Origin of the sequence: Xanthobacter sp. AM11 (assembly GCF_047444035.1) — a bacterium.
GTDB lineage: Bacteria > Pseudomonadota > Alphaproteobacteria > Rhizobiales > Xanthobacteraceae > Xanthobacter.
Genome location: NZ_JBLAOA010000001.1, coordinates 575,551 through 592,256, shown reverse-complemented (window position 1 = coordinate 592,256; position 16,706 = coordinate 575,551). Strand labels below are relative to the sequence as shown.

Genomic DNA, 16,706 nt, shown 5'->3' with positions numbered 1-16,706 from the left:
CGTGATTCGTTCGGCGCCTGTTCCGCCTTTCCGGCGCGGCCGGAACGGATGCCGGCGCCGGGCCGGAGGGTGTGCGTAGTGTCCCGCGTTGACACCCGCCATGACGCAGGTGTTCCCTGAGGGGGCGTGAGCGGTTCACGCCCGAGGACATCATGGCGAAACGCAGCAAGGGTGTGCAGAAGAGTGACATCACGGCGCCACGCGGCGTCTCTTCGCTGAGCGAAGCGAAAGCGTGGATGGCGGGCCGGGGCATCACGGAGATCGAATGCACGGTGCCCGATCTGGCGGGCGTCGCCCGGGGCAAGATCATGCCCGCCTCGAAATTCTTCTCCTCGCCGGTGATGAACCTTCCGCTCTCGGTCTTCTTCCAGACCATCTCCGGCGAATATCCTTCCTATGAGGGGCTGGTGGATTCGGTGGTGGCGGACAGCGACCTGGTGCTGGAGCCGGACCTGTCCACCTTGTGCAGCGTGCCGTGGGCGCAGGACCCCACCGCGCAGGTGATCCATGACGCCTTTCACCGGGACGGCCGCCCGGTGGAGGTCTCCCCCCGCCAGGTGCTGAAGCACGTGCTCGGCCTCTATGCCAACCGCGGCTGGAAGCCGGTGGTGGCGCCGGAGATCGAATTCTACCTGGTGGAGCCCAACACCGATCCCGATTATCCGCTGAAGCCCCCGGTGGGCCGCTCGGGCCGGCCGGAGATCGGCCGCCAGTCCTATTCCATCCAGGCGGTGAATGAATTCGACGCCCTGTTCGAGGATATCTACGATTATTCCGAGGCCCAGGGCCTGGAGATCGACACGCTGATCCATGAGGACGGCGCCGCGCAGATGGAGATCAACCTGCGCCACGGCGACCCGCTGACGCTGGCGGATCAGGTCTTCCTGTTCAAGCGCACCATCCGGGAAGCGGCCCTCGGCCACAAGATCTACGCCACCTTCATGGCCAAGCCCATCGCCAACGAGCCGGGCAGCGCCATGCACATCCACCAGTCGGTCGTCTCCGCCGAGACCGGGCGCAACATCTTCTCGGACGAGGACGGGGACCCGACGCCGGAATTCTTCTCCTTCATCGCCGGGCACCAGAAATACCTGCCGTCGGTGATGTGCATCCTGGCGCCTTACGTGAATTCCTACCGGCGGCTCACCCGCGATTCCATGGCGCCCATCAATCTCCAGTGGGGCTACGACAACCGCACCGCCGGCCTGCGCGTGCCGCCCTCCGTGCCGGAGGCCCGGCGGCTGGAAAACCGGGTGCCGTCCTCCGACGCCAACCCCTACCTCGTCATCGCCGCTTCGCTGGCCTGCGGCTATCTCGGCATCGTCGAGAACCTGCGCGCCACCGACCCGCTGGAGGGCGACGCCAAGGACCTCGACTTCGACCTGCCCCGCGGCTTGCTGGAGGCGGTGGCCGCCTTCGAGAGCAGCGAGCCCCTCGCCGAGGTGCTGGGCCGGCGCTTCGTCGCCACCTATGCCGCGGTCAAGCAGGCGGAATTCGAAACCTTCATGCGGGTCATCTCCCCATGGGAGCGGGAATACCTGCTGCTCAACGTGTAGGGCCGGGGGCGGTCCCGGCCCCAATGCCCGGCGGCCGCCCTTGACCCGCGCGGGTCCTTCTGCCCCTCGCGAGCGCACGGCGCGACGGTGATCGCCGCGCCCCGTCAACAAGAAGGGGGATGCCATGCAGCGCACCGCTGCGCCCTTGAACCCCGCCGGACACGCCAGTTCCTGGTATGCGGCCACGGCCGTGCCCTGCCCCTCGTTTCCGCCCCTGCTCGGGGAGGTGCGGGCGGATGTGTGTGTGCTGGGCGGCGGCTACACCGGCCTGTCCGCCGCCCTCCATCTGGCGGAGGCCGGCTTCAGTGTGGTGCTGCTGGAGGCTGCCCGGGTGGGCTCCGGCGCCTCCGGCCGCAACGGCGGGCAGATCCATTCCGGCCAGCGGCGGGACCAGGAATTCCTGGAGAAGGCCGTAGGCCGGCAGGATGCGCGGAAGCTCTGGTCCCTCGCGGAGGAAGCCAAGGCGCTGGTGCGCGATCTGGTCCAGCGCCATGCCATCGCCTGCGACCTGCGGGACGGCCTCATCCTCGCCGATCACAAGCCGCACTTCGTGGCGCACAGCCACGCTTATGCCCGCCACCTTGCCGACACCTACGGTTATGGCGAGATCGAGCCCCTCTCGCGCGAGCAGATGCGCGCATTGGTGGGCTCGTCCGCTTATTTCGGCGGTGTGCTGGACAAGGGGGCGGGCCACCTCCACCCGCTCAATTTCGCCCTCGGCCTCGCCAAGGCGGCGCAGGCGGCCGGCGCGGTGATCCACGAGGGAACGCGGGTGGTGAAGGTGGAGGAAGGCGCCGGCGTGCGCGTGACCACCGATGCGGGGGGCACGGTGAGTGCCGGCTTCCTCTTGGAATGCGGCAACGGCCTGATGGACGGGCTGGACCGGCGGGTGGATTCCCACGTCATGCCCATCTGCAATTATGTGGTCGCCACCGAGCCCTTGGGCGAGGTGGCCCGGCAGATCATCGCCAGCGATGCGGCGGTGGCCGACAGCCGCTTCGTGGTCAACTACTTCCGTCTCAGCGGCGACGGCCGGCTGCTGTTCGGCGGGGGCGAGAGCTACCGGCGCAGCCTCAGGGCGGACGTGCCGGGCTTCGTGCGGCCCTATATGCTGAAGATCTTCCCGCAGCTTGCGGACGTGCGCATCGACTACGGATGGGGCGGCGTGCTCGGCATCACCCTGCCGCGCCTGCCGTTCGTGCGGCGCCTGTCGGACCATGTGCTGGTGTCGGCGGGCTATTGCGGGCAGGGCGTCGCCCTCGCCCCCCTGTTCGGCAAGATCCTGGCGGAGGCGGTGCGCGGCCGGATCGAGCGGTTCGACCTGTTGCAGCGCCTGCCGGTTCCGGCCTTCCCGGGGGGAACGCTGGTGCGTTATCCGCTCCTGGTGGCCGGCCTCAGCTATTACGCCCTGCGCGATCGCCTGTGAGGCGGGCCGGCGCCGGCTCATGCCATCGGTCTTGGCCTTTCACCGGCGCCTGGTGGGTTCGCTCAACCGCTGCGCGGGCTTGAGCAACGGCCCGTGAGCCATGCGCACGGGCCGTTGGTTTCAGTCGATGCCGCCGAGCCGGCGCGCCTCGCCCAGCATCTTGAGGCAGCCGGCCTCGTCGCCTGCGGCCTGCAGGTTGATGGCCTGGTTGAGCGCGCCCCAGGCGCCGGTCTCCGGCCCCGAGAGGCCGGCGGCGGCCAGGGAGCCGGGGGTGGGCTGGCGATCCACCTGCGCGGCGATGCTCTGTTCCTGCGACGGCGGCTTCTGCGGCGGCGGCTGGCGCTTCTTCAGCGCTTCCTGAACCGTGACGATCTGTTCGAGGCACGCGGCCATGGCCGCCGGCGCCGAAAGGAGCGCGAGCAGCGGCGCGAGGGCGAGGAGGAGGGAACGGACGACAGGCAAAGAGGGCATGGCCCACCTCGGGCTGGTGGTGACAGGCGCGCCGGGATGCCGGCGCCGCGGCAAGCATAATGGGGACCGGCCCCGCCCGCCATGCGGCGCCGGCCCCCGGTGCGGCATCAGCCGTGGGGCTGCGCGCTCCGGCGCCTGCGCGCCATCATGTTGAGGGCTTCGACGGCGGTCGAGAAGCCCATGGCGGCATAGACATAGCCCTTGGGCACATGGGCGCCGAAGCCTTCCGCGATCAGCGTCATGCCGATCATGATGAGGAAGCCGAGGGCGAGCATCACCACCGTGGGATTGGCCTCGATGAACTTCGCCAGCGGATCGGCGGCGAGCAGCATGCAGGTGACCGCCGCAACCACGGCGATGATCATGATGGGGATGTGCTCCGTCATGCCCACGGCGGTGATGATGCTGTCGATGGAGAAGACGAGGTCGAGCATCAGGATCTGCACGATGGCGGCGGCAAAGCCGATGGTGACCTTGGCCTCGCGCACATCCTCGCTGTGGGTGCGCGGGTCCACGTTGTGGTGGATTTCCGTGGTGGCCTTCCACACCAGGAACAGGCCGCCGGCGATGAGAATGAGATCGCGCCAGGAGAAGCCCTGCCCGAGCACGGAGAAGATGGGCGTCGTCAGCTTGACGATGATGGCGATGGTGCCCAGCAGGGCGAGGCGCAGGATGAGCGCAAGGCCGATGCCGATGCGCCGGGCCTTGGTGCGGTGCTGGGGGGGCAGCTTGTTGGTGAGGATGGAGATGAAGATCAGGTTGTCGATGCCGAGCACCACTTCCATGGCCACCAGCGTCACCAGGGCCACCCAGGCGGCGGGGTCTGCGGCGAGTTGCAGGAGGTAATCCATCACGAGGCACCTTTGGTGGGGCGGTTGGTGGAGGAGGCGGCGGCGTCCGGCGGCGGGGCGTAGACCCGGATTGCCGCGGGGCGCACGGTGAAATGGGCGGGGGTGAAGGTGACGAGCTCGCCGTCGGTGTTCACCTCCCGGGGGCGGCTGGTGCGCACCACCACCTGCGTGGTGCGGAAGGCGCGCACGTCGTTCCACTGGCCCTGCGTGCCGCGGCGCAGGCTGGGCAAGAGCGCGAGGAGGCGCCACCAGTGGTCCACCTCCAGGCTGTAGAAATCCAGCCGTCCGTCGTCTGCCGTGGCGGTGTCGGCCACCGTCATGCCGCCGCCATAGTGGCGTCCGTTGCCGACGGTGACCTGCAGGGTGCGCACCTTTTCCACCGTTCCGTCATGCTCGATGAAGGCGGTGAACAGGCGGGACTGGACCAGCAGGCGGGCGGCGACGAGGGCGTAGCCGAGCACGCCGAAGCGGCGCTTGGCCTCCTGCGTGAGGGCGCGGGCGAGATCGGCGGAAAAGCCGATGCTCGCCACATTGAGGAAGGGATGCCCGTTCACCTCGCCCAGATCGATGGGCTGGTGCGCGCCGGTCACGATCAGCCGCGCCGCAGCCAGCGGATCGAGGGGGATGGCGAGGGTACGGGCAAAATCGTTGGCCGTGCCCAGGGGCAGGATGCCGAGGGGCAGCCGGGTGTCGGAAAGGCCGGCGGCGGCGGCGTTCAGCGTTCCGTCGCCGCCGCCGATGATGGCGAGGTCCACATCGCCGGCGCGGGCGCGGATGAGGTTGGAGAGGCCGGGGGCACCGGGCCAGGGCGTGTCCACAAGCTCAAGCCGTTCGGCCAAGAGCGCGCGCACGCGCTCCAGCGGCGCGGTGCCGTTTCGGGCACCGGGGTTGGCGAGGAAAAGGGCGCGGCGTCGGGGGAAAGGCGGTGCGGTCATGCAGCCGGACATGCGATCATGGAGGGCCTCTATCCCGGAGAGTGCTGAGCACGCGGTGATCCGACATCGCGCAGCGGGAGCGGCGCCAGAGGGGCCCGGATCGGTTCCGGTAAGGTAAGGGGTGTCCCGGCGCCGCCAAGGCGGTTGTGGCGGAATGTCGCAGATGCGCCGAGGGAGCGATAGGGGCGCGTTGCGGAAGGGGCCCAGGCGGTGGAAACGAAAAAGGGAGGAGAGCGGGGGCGTTGCTCTCCTCCCTCAGGTCCGATCAGCGCTTGGGTTGCGGTTCCAAGCGATTGACCGAACGGTTCGGTTCGATGAACATTGATTTAGCGCAGGACTTCGGGCATTGCAAGAGCGTACCGAACGGTTCGGTCAATTTTCTGTGGTGCAATGTGTGGCTGGCATGCAACGGCGGCGTCCCATGAGGGGGCGAACGTCATCGCAGCTTGCGCCGGGTCCCCGCCATCGCCCAAGAACGAAGGTGGGGGGAAGAGACGGTTGAAGATGAATGACGTGAGCTGTGACGCCGGCATTGCCGGACGGTTGGCGGACGGCCGCGATGCCGGGCACGGGGCCGGGCAGGACCCCGAAAAGCGCAGCCAGATCCTGGCCGGGGCGCGGGAAGTGTTCTTCGAGCGCGGCTTCGATGCCGCCAGCATGGGCGATATTGCCCGCGCCGCCGGGGTCTCCAAGGGTACCCTCTACGTCTATTTCGAGAACAAGGAAGATCTGTTTTCGGCGTTGGTGGACAGCGAATGCAGCGAGACAGCAGAACGCATGTTCGTGCTTGATCTTGCCGGGGAGGATGTGGAAGCCGTCCTGACAAAGCTCGGCTTTTCCTTCATCCAGGCGGTACTGCGCCCCAGCAACATTGCCTTGCTGCGCACCGTCATCGCCATTTCCAGTAAGTTTCCGAATATCGGCCGGCGCTTCTTCCAGGCGGGGCCGTGCGAGGGCATCAAGCGCCTGTCGGTCTATCTCGCCGCCAAGGTGCAGCAGGGCGTGCTGGAGATCGAGGACGTGGAGCAGGCGGCGAGCCAGTTCCTCACCCTGTGCAAGGACGGGGTGACGACCCCTGTCCTCATCGGCTCCAGCGACGCGCTCGATCCGGCAGCGGTGGAACGCTCCGTGAAGGGGGCTGTGCGGGTCTTCATGCGGGCCTACGGTGCCCGCACGGACCGCCAGCCGCAGCGCAATGCAGCGCGGCTGGCCGCCACCCTCTGGGCGCTCACGTGCCGGGGGCGTCCGGCACGGTAAGCCGCCCCTGCGGGTCGAACGGGAAGAATGGATTGTGGGCCACTTCCCACATATGCCCGTCGGGATCGGCGAAATAGCCGCTGGTTCCGCCCCAGAACACGGCCTGCGCCGGCTTCACCATCCGCCCGCCTGCGGCTGCGGCGCGGGCGATGACGGCGGCCACGTCCGCCGCCTGCGCGACATTGCACGCAAGGGTGATGCCGGAGAACCCGCCGGGCGCGCCGGCGTCCGGGATTGTCGCGTCCTCGGCGAGGAGATGGCGGGGATAGAGGCTCAGCAGCACGTTTCCGGCGACGAAGAAGGCGACGCTTTCGGCCGAGGCGTCGCGCCGCTCCAGCCCCATGGCGGCATAGAAGGCACAGGCCCGCACCAGGTCGCCGACGCCGAGGGTCACCAGGTGAAGGCCGAAGGCAGGGGCGGTGGCTGCGGGCATGGTGCTTCCTTTCTCGGCCTTGGTGGCCTGGCGGTACCGCGCGGGGCGCGGCGTCAATCGAACAGGCTGAGCTGCGCGGCTGCCGGCCTGGGGTGGCGGAAATGCTCGGTCGTCAGCTTCAGGGCGCGTCCGCCGAGGCCGAGCCGGCGGGCCGCGATCTCGAAGCGGCGTCCCACCGTCCAGGCATAGGGCCCCTCGCCCCGCTGGCGCTTGCCGAAGGTTGAATCATAATCCTTCCCGCCGTGCATCTGGCGGATCAGCCCCAGCACATGCCGCGCCTTGTCGGGAAAATGGGCCACCAGCCATTCGCGGAACAGGTCGGCGATCTCCAGCGGCAGGCGCAGCATGACATAGCCGGCCTCGCTGGCGCCAGCGGCCTTTGCGGCGTCGAGGATGCGCTCCAGCTCCATGTCGTTCAGGGCCGGAACCAGCGGCGCGGTGAGCACCGCCGTGGGAATGCCGGCATCGGCAAGGCGGCGGATGGTGCCCAGCCGCACATGGGGGCTGGCGGCGCGGGGCTCCATCATCCGCGCCAAATGCGGGTCCAGCGTGGTGACCGAGATGGCCACCTTGACGAGGCCGCGCTCCGCCATGGGACCGAGGATGTCGATGTCGCGGGCGATCAGGCCCGATTTGGTGACGATGCCCACCGGGTGCCCGAAATCCGCCAGCACCTCCAGGATGCGGCGGGTCACCTCGTAGCGCCGCTCGATGGGCTGGTAGGGGTCCGTATTGGTGCCCATGGCGATGACGCGGGGCCGATAGGAGGGGTGCGACAATTCGCGCGCCAGCAATTCCGGCGCGTCGGGCTTCACGAACAGCCGCGTCTCGAAATCAAGCCCGGCGGAAAGGCCGTGATAGGCGTGGGTGGGTCGGGCGAAACAATAGACGCAGCCGTGCTCGCACCCCCGGTAGGCATTGATGGACCGGTCGAAGGCGACGTCGGGGGACTGGTTGCGGGTGATGACCGTGCGCGCGCGCTCCTCCGTCACCTCGGTGCGGAAGGGGGGCAGGTCCTCCAGGCTCTGCCAGCCGTCGTCGAACACCAGCCGCGCCGCCGGCTCGAACCGGCCGGAGGTGTTGGAGAGCGCGCCGCGGCCGCGACGTCGCGCCGCATCCACGCGGGTCTCGCCTTCGTCCGCCCCGGACCCGGGGGCGATGTGGGGGGCCGGCACGGCCACCCGGTCGGCGGCGAGGTCCGGCACCCGCTTGGCGCGGGCAGTGCGTTTTGGTGCGTGGCGGTCGGGGGTTGCGTCCGGCGTCTCGGTCCGGGCCGGCCGCTTGGCGCGCGGCATCTCGCCGGCAGCTGCCGGCTCACGGCGCGCAGCGGGCGGGCGCGGGGGCGGTGAGGGAGAATCGAGGCGCAGGTTCATGCCCGAAAACTACCACCGCAAAAGAAACAAAACAAGAACATCGTTCCCGGTTTATTCCTTGTCCCCGGCCGCTGCAGATCATCTGGAATATTGTACGCCAAAGGGCAGTTGCCAGATATTTGCATCTCCGGTAAACGCCAAGGGCGACGCTGAGCGAAGGGGGAAAAGATGGCTGAACACGCCACGATCGAATACGCCATTGCCGACGGCAACGATTACGCCGAGCACGAGCGCACCTACGCCCTTTTCACCAGCCTGGCCAAATGGGGCACGATCGGTGCCGCGGCCTTGCTCGTCCTCATGTGGATCTTCCTCCTCTGAGCCCGGACGGGCCAGAGTAACGGAGACATCTCTGATGAAAATCGCTGTCCCCGCCGAGGTAGATCTCGGCGAGCCGCGGGTCGCTGCGACTCCGGATACGGTGAAGCGTCTGCTCGCTCTCGGCGCCACGGTGGCGGTCGAGACGGGTGCGGGCGTGAAGTCCGGCATCCTCGATGCCGACTATGTCGCTGCCGGCGCCACCATTTCGCCCGACGCGGCGGATGCGCTCTACGGCGCTGAAGTGGTACTCAAGGTTCGCCGTCCGACGGAAGCCGAACTTTCGTTGTACAAGCCCGGCGCGCTGGTGCTCGCCATCATGGACCCCTACGGCAACGACGCGGCCCTGGCGGACCTTGCCCGCTTCGGGGTCTCGGCCTTCGCCATGGAGCTGATGCCCCGCATCACCCGCGCCCAGGTGATGGACGTGCTGTCCTCCCAGGCCAACCTTGCCGGCTATCGCGCGGTCATCGATGCCGCCGCGGAATTCAACCGCGCCCTGCCGCAGATGATGACCGCCGCCGGCACTGTTCCGGCCGCGCGCGTCTTCATCATGGGCGCGGGCGTGGCGGGCCTGCAGGCCATCGCCACCGCGCGCCGCCTCGGCGCCATCGTGACCGCAACCGACGTGCGCCCCGCCGCCAAGGAGCAGGTGGCCTCGCTGGGCGCCAAGTTCATCGCGGTGGAGGACGAGGAGTTCAAGCAGGCCGAGACCGCGGCCGGCTACGCCAAGCCCATGTCGGCGGAATACCAGGCCAAGCAGGCCGCCCTCGTCGCCGAGCACGTGAAGAAGCAGGACATCGTGATCACCACCGCCTTGATCCCCGGCCGGCCCGCGCCGCGCCTGATCTCGGCGGCGATGGTGGCCTCCATGAAACCGGGTTCGGTCATCGTCGACCTCGCGGTGGAGCGCGGCGGCAACGTGGAAGGGGCGGTGCCCGGCCAGGTGGCGGAGATCGGTGGCGTGAAGATCGTCGGCCACCTCAACGTGCCCGGCCGCATCGCCGCCTCCACCTCGCCGCTCTATGCCAAGAACCTCTTCAACTTCTTCGAGACCATGGTGGACAAGTCCACCAAGGCGCTCGCCGTGAAGTGGGACGACGATCTGGTCAAGGCCACCCTCCTCACCCGCGACGGCGCCGTCGTGCATCCGAATTTCGCACCCAAGAATGAGGGAGCGGCCTGATGAATCCCGCCTCTGCACAGACCGCGGCGGATGCCGCGAGCCAAGCCCGCGTGGCTGCCGAGATCGCCCGGGAGGCGGCCCTGGCCGCCCAGATGTATGCCGACCAGGCGGCCACCGCCCTCGGCGCCGCCGCCCATGCGGCCACCGGCGGGGCCATCGACCCCTTCGTGTTCCGCCTCTCCATCTTCGTGCTCGCGGTGTTCGTGGGCTATTACGTGGTGTGGTCGGTCACCCCGGCGCTGCACACGCCGCTGATGAGCGTGACCAACGCCATCTCCTCGGTGATCGTGGTGGGCGCGCTGCTGGCGGTGGGGGTCACCACGGTCGGCGATTCCAGCCACGCCTGGGGCGCGCGCATCTTCGGCTTCATCGCGCTCATCTTCGCCTCGGTGAACATCTTCGGCGGGTTCATGGTGACCAGCCGGATGCTCGCCATGTACTCCAAGAAGAAGTGAGGCGGGGACCATGAACGCGAACCTCGCCGCCCTTCTCTACCTCGTCGCCGGCATCCTGTTCATCCTGGCGCTGCGCGGCCTCTCCCATCCCACCACCTCGCGGCAGGGCAACCTGTTCGGCATGGTGGGCATGGGCATCGCCATCCTCACCACCCTCGCCCTGTCGCCGCCATCCGACCTGTTCGGCTGGGTGCTGGTGCTCGCCGGCATCGCCATCGGCGGCGGCATCGGCGCGGTGGTGGCCAAGCGGATCGCCATGACGGCGATGCCGCAGCTGGTCGCCGCCTTCCACTCGCTGGTGGGCCTTGCCGCCGTGCTGGTGGCGGCCGCGGCGCTCTATGCGCCGCGCGCCTTCGGCATCGGCGATCCCGGGCACCTGCACGTCTCCAGCCTGATTGAAATGTCGCTGGGCGTGGCCATCGGCGCCATCACCTTCACCGGGTCGATCATCGCCTTCGCCAAGCTCAACGGCAACATGTCGGGCAAGCCCATCATGCTGCCCGGGCGGCACCTCATCAATGCCGGCCTCGCCCTGCTGCTGCTGGTGCTGGTGGTGGCCTTCGTGCTCACCGGCTCCATCACCCTGTTCTGGATCATCACCGCGCTGGCGCTGGTGCTCGGCGGGCTGCTCATCATCCCCATCGGCGGCGCGGACATGCCCGTCGTGGTGTCGATGCTGAACTCCTACTCGGGCTGGGCGGCGGCGGGCATCGGCTTCACGCTGGGCAACACCGCGCTCATCATCACCGGCGCGCTGGTGGGCTCCTCGGGTGCCATCCTGTCCTACATCATGTGCAAGGGCATGAACCGGTCCTTCATCTCCGTCATCCTCGGCGGTTTCGGCGGCGATGCCGCCGCGGCCGGCGGCGGTGGCCAGACGGAAGCCCGCCCGGTGAAGCAGGGCTCGGCGGACGATGCCGCCTACATCATGAAGAACGCCGAGAAGGTCATCATCGTGCCCGGCTACGGCATGGCGGTGGCCCAGGCCCAGCATGCCCTGCGCGAGATGGCGGACCTGCTCAAGGAGGAGGGCGTCGAGGTCAAGTACGCCATCCATCCGGTGGCGGGCCGCATGCCGGGGCACATGAACGTGCTCTTGGCCGAGGCGCAGGTCCCCTATGACGAGGTGTTCGAGCTGGAGGACATCAACTCCGAGTTCGCCCAGGCGGACGTGGCCTTCGTCATCGGCGCCAACGACGTGACCAACCCGGCGGCCAAGACCGATCCGCAGTCGCCGATCTACGGCATGCCCATCCTCGACGTGGAGAAGGCCAAGACCGTCCTCTTCATCAAGCGCGGCATGGCCGCCGGCTATGCCGGCGTGGAGAACGAGCTGTTCTTCAAGGACAATACCATGATGCTCTTCGGCGACGCCAAGAAGGTCACCGAGGAAATCGTCAAGGCGTTCGGCCACTGACCCACCGGCCGCCCCCGCCGCAGCGCGCGGGGGCTGGTGCCTTCCTCCCATGCGCCGCCCGGCACGGGCGGGGCGGCGCATTGTCCCGATGTCACCGGACGGGAACTCCCGCCCTTGACGGACTACCGCTTCTTCCGCAGAAGCAGGGGGCGTGACGTTTCGGGATTCGCGCGCACGGCTTTCGGGGATTGGGGGCGATGACGCGTTGGACCCATGGCCTGATCAACCGCCTTGTCCTGCTGTGCGATGTTGCGATGGCGGCCATCGCCGCCATTGTGGCGCATCTGCGCTGGGACCTGATGTCCTGGAGCCAGATGACCATCCTGTGGGCCATCGGCGCCGTCACCTTCATCCAGATCCTTCAGCTCGGCCGCGGCTATCGCGTTGAGCATTATGTCCGTCCGCTGCGGCAGATCGGGCATCTCCTGGTGGCGGGCGTCCCGGCGGCGGCGCTGGTGGCCATCTGCTACTATGCCATCATTCCCATCGGCGACACCAACCTCTCCGCTCTGCTCGGCTGGGGGGTGGTGACGACCCTGGCCCTCGTTTTCGGCCGCCTCGTGCTGGTGCGTCTGGGCATGGTCCTGGTGCAGAGCCAGGAGGTGCTGCGCCGGAATGCAGTGATCATCGGCGACCTCGACCGTGCCCGGGATCTCGTGCGCCGCTACCGCGAGGAGGAGGGCGAGGGCGGGCTCCTCTCCTTCGTCGCCCTGTTCGAGGATCGCGCCGACGCCGGCTCAGCGCCCCGGCCGGCGGCGGCACCGGCAGAGAACGGCGCGCAGGAGCAGGACCTGCCGGTGATCGGCGGCCTGCCGGAGCTGCTCGAATACGTCAAGCATACGCCGGTGGACATCGTGGTGGTGACCAAGAGCTGGGACAATCCCGCCGCCATCAGCTCCATCGCCAACCAGATGTACCGGATCGCGGCCGACGTGATCGTCGAGATGGACCCGGAGCGGTTCATGCTCAACTACGCCAACCTCACCCGCATCGCCGGCGAACCGGCCCTCCTGGTGCAGCAGCAGCCGCTGAAGGGCTCCCTCGGCCTGCTGAAGGGGGTGGAAGACTATGTGGTGGCCACCGTCGGCCTGATCCTGGTCTCGCCCATCCTTCTGCTCGCCGCCATCGCCATCAAGCTGGATTCCCCCGGGCCGGTGCTGTTCCGCCAGCCACGGGTGGGCCTGAACAACAAGGTCTTCCAGTGCTACAAGCTGCGGACCATGCGGGTGGACCCGGCCGATGACGGCTCCAAGGGAACCGCCAAGCACGACCCGCGCATCACCAAGGTGGGCGCCTTCCTGCGCTCCACCTCCATCGACGAGCTGCCCCAGCTCATCAATGTGCTGAAGGGCGAAATGTCCGTGGTGGGTCCGCGGCCGCATGTGCCCAACATGCGGGTGGCCACCAATGTGCGCTACGAGGCGATCCGCCAGTATGTGGCGCGCTATCGCATGAAGCCGGGCATCACCGGCTGGGCCCAGATCAACGGCATGCGCGGCGGCATCAACACGCTGGAGAAGGCGGAGCGGGGCGTGGAGCTCGATCTCTTCTATATCGAGCACTGGTCCATCTGGTTCGATATCCGCATCATGCTGCTCACCATCACCAAGGGCATGGCCGGGCCGTCGGTGTTCTGACGGCGGGCCCCGCTCACCGCGCCGCTGCGGGGCCGGGATCAGGTGTCGGCGCCCAAGGTCCTGGCGAAGGCGAGGAGATCGCCCCCCTCGAACAGATGGCCGGCAATGCCGGCGGCCGCCGCGGCTTCCATGTCGCTGGCCTTGTCGCCGATCAGGAAGCTGCGGGCCTGTTCCACCGGCCAGTGCTGCATCAGGTCCAGGATCATGCCGGGCGCCGGCTTGCGCCAGTCGTGGGCGCGCCGATAGCGCTCCACCACCCCTTCCGGGTGGAACGGGCAATAGCGCCAGTCGTCGAGCCCGGCGCCCATGGCGCGCAGCTCCGCCTGGATGAAGGCATGCAGGGCGTGGACCTGCGCCTCCCCGTAGAAGCCGCGGGCGATGCCGGCCTGGTTGGTCACCACGAAGACATAATAGCCCTTGTCATTGAAGTATTTGATGGCCTCCCGCGCGCCGGCGATCCAGCGGAAGTCCGCGCTTTTGTGCACATAGCCCGTATCCACGTTCAGCACGCCGTCCCGGTCGAGGAAGACGGCCGGACGCCGGAGGCGGGCGGGCACCGCGGCCTGGGCCGCGCATAAAGCCCCGGGACGCGCCAGGTCGATGAAGGCGCCGTCATAGGCGAAGCCGGCAACGCGCCCCTCCGCCACCAGCCGCGCCAGCAGGTCGCCGGAGCGGGCGCCGGGCCTGTCGAGCCCTTCCAGGCAATCGCGGCGCACATAATAGACGCCGCCCTCCGCCAGCGCGGCCTGCCCGCCGGCTGCCGGCCCGGCGATGGCGCGCACGCGGGTGCCTTCGAGCGTCACGATTGCAGCATCCCCGGGCGGGTTGCCGCAGCGCAGCGCCATGCCGAGGGCGGCGGCATCGCGCCGGGTGGCGGCCACCAGGTCCAGCCAGTTGAAGTCGAACCAGCTGTCGGCGTTCAGAAGCAGGAAGGCGTCGTCCAGCAGGGGCAGGGCGTCGGCAAGCGCGCCCATCGGCCCGGCAGGGGCCTGCGTTTGCGCGATCTCGATGCGGGCACCGAAGCGGCCCGCCATATCGGTGTCGGCCACATGGCGCCGCAGCGCCCCGGCCTGCGATCCGGCGAGGAGCAGGAAGCGGGAGAAGCCCCGGCGCCGGGCCTCCGATACCAGAATTTCAACGAAGGGCGCCTCGCCGACCCTCGGCAGCCATTCGGGCGCGCCGTCGGCGGCGGCGCCCTGCCGTGGCGCCGGCTCCTCCATCACGATCACGCATTGCTCGGCCACGCCCGCCTCTCCCCGCCTGCCGCCCCCCGGGCTGTTCATAAGCCGGTCCGGGCTCCATCGGCCAGCCCCCGCCGCGCCGGGGAACGAGCTGCTAACCCTGAGGCGGTGCGTCGTCTTGTGTTGCGGAGGGTGTCTGTTATGTCTTGCCCCGTGGGGGGCACGGGGGCGCAGGGGGCCTGCTCCGGCCGTGCGGTGCGCAGGAGAGACGCGTGTTCGAGACACTGAAGGCGGTCGGCGAATCGCAGCTGCCGCGGGCCTTTGCCCTTGCCTGTCCAATCTTCGACCGCCTGGTGGCGCGCAATCCCCATGCGGAGGTGAATTTCCTTCCGCTTCTGGTGAAGGCCGGCGACACCGCCTGCGATATCGGCGCCAATCGCGGCCTGTTCACCTACTGGATGCTCAAGGCCGGGGTGAAGGTGAAGGCCTTCGAGCCCAACCCGCACATGGTGCGCATCCTGCGCCTGCGCTTTGCCGCTGCGCTGCGATCGGGCGCGCTCACCCTGTCCGGCGCCGCGCTCAGCGACGGGACGGGCGAGGCCACGCTGCATATTCCCAAGGGCTTTTCGCCGCTCGCCACCATCGACGGCGGTCTTGCCGCCGAGGCCGGCAAGCCCATGGACGAGGTGACGGTTCCCCTGGCCCGCCTGGATGACCAGGTGTCCGGCGACATCGCCTTCATCAAGCTCGACGTGGAAGGCCATGAACTGAAGGTGCTGGAGGGGGCAAGCCGGGTGCTGTCCTCCTCGCATCCCTCCATTCTGGTGGAGGCGGAGGAGCGCCATCGTCCCGGCGCCGTCGCCTCCCTGCGGGCGCTGCTGGAGCCCCTGGGCTATGCGGGCTTCTTCCGCGACGGCGACCGGCTGGTCGGCATTTCCGCCTTCGATCGCGAGCGCCACCAGGATGTTTCCTCCCTGAGCGCCGATGGCGCGCGGGTGCTGGAGGGGCGGGTCTACGTTAACAATTTCTTCTTTGCGGCGCGCCCGGCCGTCGTCGCGGCGCTGAAGGCCTGGCGCGGCTGATCAGGCCGCCCGCTGCTTCGGGCGCAGGAGGGGACCCGGATGGTTCGGCATCACACGCTTCCTGCACGCCCGGGACGCAGCGCCGCCGCAACCCTGGCGTGCCGCGCCCTCATCCTGTGTGCCGCCGTGCTGCTGGCCCTGCTGGCCGGGCCATCCGGCGTAGCGGCGGAGGGCCGGCGGCCCTTCGTCGCCTATCTCACCTCATGGACCGAGGTGAAGACCGACGACCCAGCGAAGACGCGGCTGGCGCGCCTGCCCGGCTACATCACCCATGTGATGGTGGGCATCGCCAGGCCGGACCTCACCTATGCCGGCAACCTCGACATTTCGGGCACCGGCTGGCGCTTCCCCTTTTCCGGGCGGGTTCTGAAGGGGGCGATCGACGAGCTGCGGCGGCGCCATCCGCACATGCGGATCATGCTCGCGGTGGGCGGCTGGAACCAGTTCAACTGGGACAACCGCAATTTCGGCGCCCTCGCCCGCCTGGTGAAGGACCTGGGCGCGGACGGGGTTGATCTCGATTACGAAACGCCAGGTTCCGGCTGCGCCCGTGGACCCGACGGGCGTGTCTCCTGCACCGACGACGCGCGCTTCATCGCCGTGTTCGAAGACCTGCGCCGCACCTTTCCGCGCCCCTATGAGGTGTCGGTGGCCGGCTGGAGCGTGGGCGCCTATGGGGAAGGGGCGTTCGCCGCCTCCGAGCCGCGCTATGGGCCCTATGTGGGCATGATGCTGGCGCTGCTGCGCTCCCCGGCCGCGGCCGGCATTGATCTCATCTCCATCATGTCCTACGACACCATCCCCAAATACCGGCCGGAGGAGGCCTTCCGGGCCTATCGCGCGCTCTGGTCCGGCCCCCTGGCCATGGGCTTCCAGGTGCTGCCGCCGCAGAATGGAACGCGCCGCCCCGGGCTGGACCGGGTGCTCCAGCTGCTGGCGGGGGTGCGGGAAGACCCCCTCGGCGGCGCCATGATCTATGCCATCGGCCTCAAGCCGCCGGGACCGCCGGGACCGGACAATCCCGACGACATCATGCTCACGCAGGCCATCTGCCTCGGCCTCTCCCTGGGGGATTGCGCACAGCCGGTGCCGTGAGGCGGGCCCAAGCCCGCCGCCGGGTGGGCCGGG

At 68.8% G+C, this 16,706-nt stretch carries 16 protein-coding genes; 10 read left to right on the top strand and 6 right to left on the bottom strand.

Going from position 1 to position 16,706, the window contains the following annotated elements:
- Window positions 1-152 precede the first annotated feature (152 nt).
- Together ACI7BZ_RS02835 and ACI7BZ_RS02830 are read left to right on the top strand one after the other, a co-directional pair.
- A complete protein-coding gene (locus ACI7BZ_RS02835) occupies window positions 153-1,556 on the top strand; it encodes a glutamine synthetase family protein (protein ID WP_414115685.1) in 1,404 nt (467 codons plus the stop codon).
- 124 nt (window positions 1,557-1,680) lie between these two features.
- Window positions 1,681-2,982, top strand: coding sequence for an NAD(P)/FAD-dependent oxidoreductase (locus tag ACI7BZ_RS02830; RefSeq protein WP_414115684.1), 1,302 nt, complete (start codon window positions 1,681-1,683; stop codon window positions 2,980-2,982).
- A 120-nt stretch (window positions 2,983-3,102) separates the two neighbouring features.
- On the opposite strand, the gene ACI7BZ_RS02825 is transcribed toward ACI7BZ_RS02830, so the two are convergent.
- From ACI7BZ_RS02825 to ACI7BZ_RS02815, 3 genes are all read right to left on the bottom strand, one after another.
- Window positions 3,103-3,453, bottom strand: coding sequence for a hypothetical protein (locus ACI7BZ_RS02825; protein ID WP_414115683.1), 351 nt, complete (start codon window positions 3,451-3,453; stop codon window positions 3,103-3,105).
- Between the two features lie 107 nt (window positions 3,454-3,560).
- On the bottom strand, window positions 3,561-4,304 hold the full coding sequence (locus ACI7BZ_RS02820; RefSeq protein WP_414115682.1) for a TerC family protein: 744 nt from the start codon (window positions 4,302-4,304) through the stop codon (window positions 3,561-3,563).
- A complete protein-coding gene (locus ACI7BZ_RS02815) occupies window positions 4,304-5,239 on the bottom strand; it encodes a lipid kinase (RefSeq protein WP_414115681.1) in 936 nt (311 codons plus the stop codon). Before ACI7BZ_RS02815 ends, ACI7BZ_RS02820 begins: the two co-directional genes overlap by 1 nt.
- Before the next feature lie 513 nt (window positions 5,240-5,752).
- Here ACI7BZ_RS02815 and ACI7BZ_RS02810 point away from each other — a divergent pair.
- Window positions 5,753-6,496, top strand: coding sequence for a TetR/AcrR family transcriptional regulator (locus ACI7BZ_RS02810; RefSeq protein ID WP_414115680.1), 744 nt, complete (start codon window positions 5,753-5,755; stop codon window positions 6,494-6,496).
- Here the strand turns inward: ACI7BZ_RS02810 and ACI7BZ_RS02805 are convergent.
- Both ACI7BZ_RS02805 and ACI7BZ_RS02800 read right to left on the bottom strand, forming a co-directional pair.
- Entirely contained in the window at window positions 6,468-6,929 is a 462-nt protein-coding gene (locus tag ACI7BZ_RS02805; protein WP_414115679.1) for a VOC family protein, read from the bottom strand. The genes ACI7BZ_RS02810 and ACI7BZ_RS02805 overlap by 29 nt on opposite strands.
- A 53-nt stretch (window positions 6,930-6,982) precedes the next feature.
- Window positions 6,983-8,224: a PA0069 family radical SAM protein gene (locus ACI7BZ_RS02800; RefSeq protein ID WP_414115678.1), complete on the bottom strand. Its 1,242-nt coding sequence runs from the start codon at window positions 8,222-8,224 to the stop codon at window positions 6,983-6,985.
- 246 nt (window positions 8,225-8,470) lie between these two features.
- Between ACI7BZ_RS02800 and ACI7BZ_RS02795 the strand changes: the two genes are divergently transcribed.
- From ACI7BZ_RS02795 to ACI7BZ_RS02775, 5 genes are all read left to right on the top strand, one after another.
- Complete coding sequence (locus ACI7BZ_RS02795) at window positions 8,471-8,623, top strand: aa3-type cytochrome c oxidase subunit IV (protein ID WP_414115677.1); 153 nt, start codon at window positions 8,471-8,473, stop codon at window positions 8,621-8,623.
- Between the two features lie 34 nt (window positions 8,624-8,657).
- Window positions 8,658-9,806, top strand: a complete 1,149-nt coding sequence (locus ACI7BZ_RS02790) for a Re/Si-specific NAD(P)(+) transhydrogenase subunit alpha (protein WP_414115676.1) — start codon at window positions 8,658-8,660, stop codon at window positions 9,804-9,806.
- Window positions 9,806-10,261 carry a proton-translocating transhydrogenase family protein gene (locus ACI7BZ_RS02785; protein WP_414115675.1) on the top strand — a complete coding sequence of 152 codons (456 nt, stop codon included), beginning with the start codon at window positions 9,806-9,808 and terminating at the stop codon, window positions 10,259-10,261. Before ACI7BZ_RS02790 ends, ACI7BZ_RS02785 begins: the two co-directional genes overlap by 1 nt.
- 10 nt (window positions 10,262-10,271) lie before the next feature.
- A complete protein-coding gene (locus ACI7BZ_RS02780; RefSeq protein ID WP_414115674.1) occupies window positions 10,272-11,678 on the top strand; it encodes an NAD(P)(+) transhydrogenase (Re/Si-specific) subunit beta in 1,407 nt (468 codons plus the stop codon).
- Between the two features lie 197 nt (window positions 11,679-11,875).
- Entirely contained in the window at window positions 11,876-13,315 is a 1,440-nt protein-coding gene (locus ACI7BZ_RS02775; protein ID WP_414115673.1) for an exopolysaccharide biosynthesis polyprenyl glycosylphosphotransferase, read from the top strand.
- A 38-nt stretch (window positions 13,316-13,353) separates the two neighbouring features.
- On the opposite strand, the gene ACI7BZ_RS02770 is transcribed toward ACI7BZ_RS02775, so the two are convergent.
- Window positions 13,354-14,559 carry an HAD-IIIA family hydrolase gene (locus tag ACI7BZ_RS02770; RefSeq protein WP_414115672.1) on the bottom strand — a complete coding sequence of 402 codons (1,206 nt, stop codon included), beginning with the start codon at window positions 14,557-14,559 and terminating at the stop codon, window positions 13,354-13,356.
- Between the two features lie 209 nt (window positions 14,560-14,768).
- Here ACI7BZ_RS02770 and ACI7BZ_RS02765 point away from each other — a divergent pair, with 209 nt between their 5' ends.
- Window positions 14,769-15,578: an FkbM family methyltransferase gene (locus tag ACI7BZ_RS02765; RefSeq protein WP_414115671.1), complete on the top strand. Its 810-nt coding sequence runs from the start codon at window positions 14,769-14,771 to the stop codon at window positions 15,576-15,578.
- 39 nt (window positions 15,579-15,617) lie between these two features.
- Window positions 15,618-16,673, top strand: a complete 1,056-nt coding sequence (locus ACI7BZ_RS02760) for a glycosyl hydrolase family 18 protein (RefSeq protein ID WP_414115670.1) — start codon at window positions 15,618-15,620, stop codon at window positions 16,671-16,673.
- Window positions 16,674-16,706: the final 33 nt, after the last annotated feature.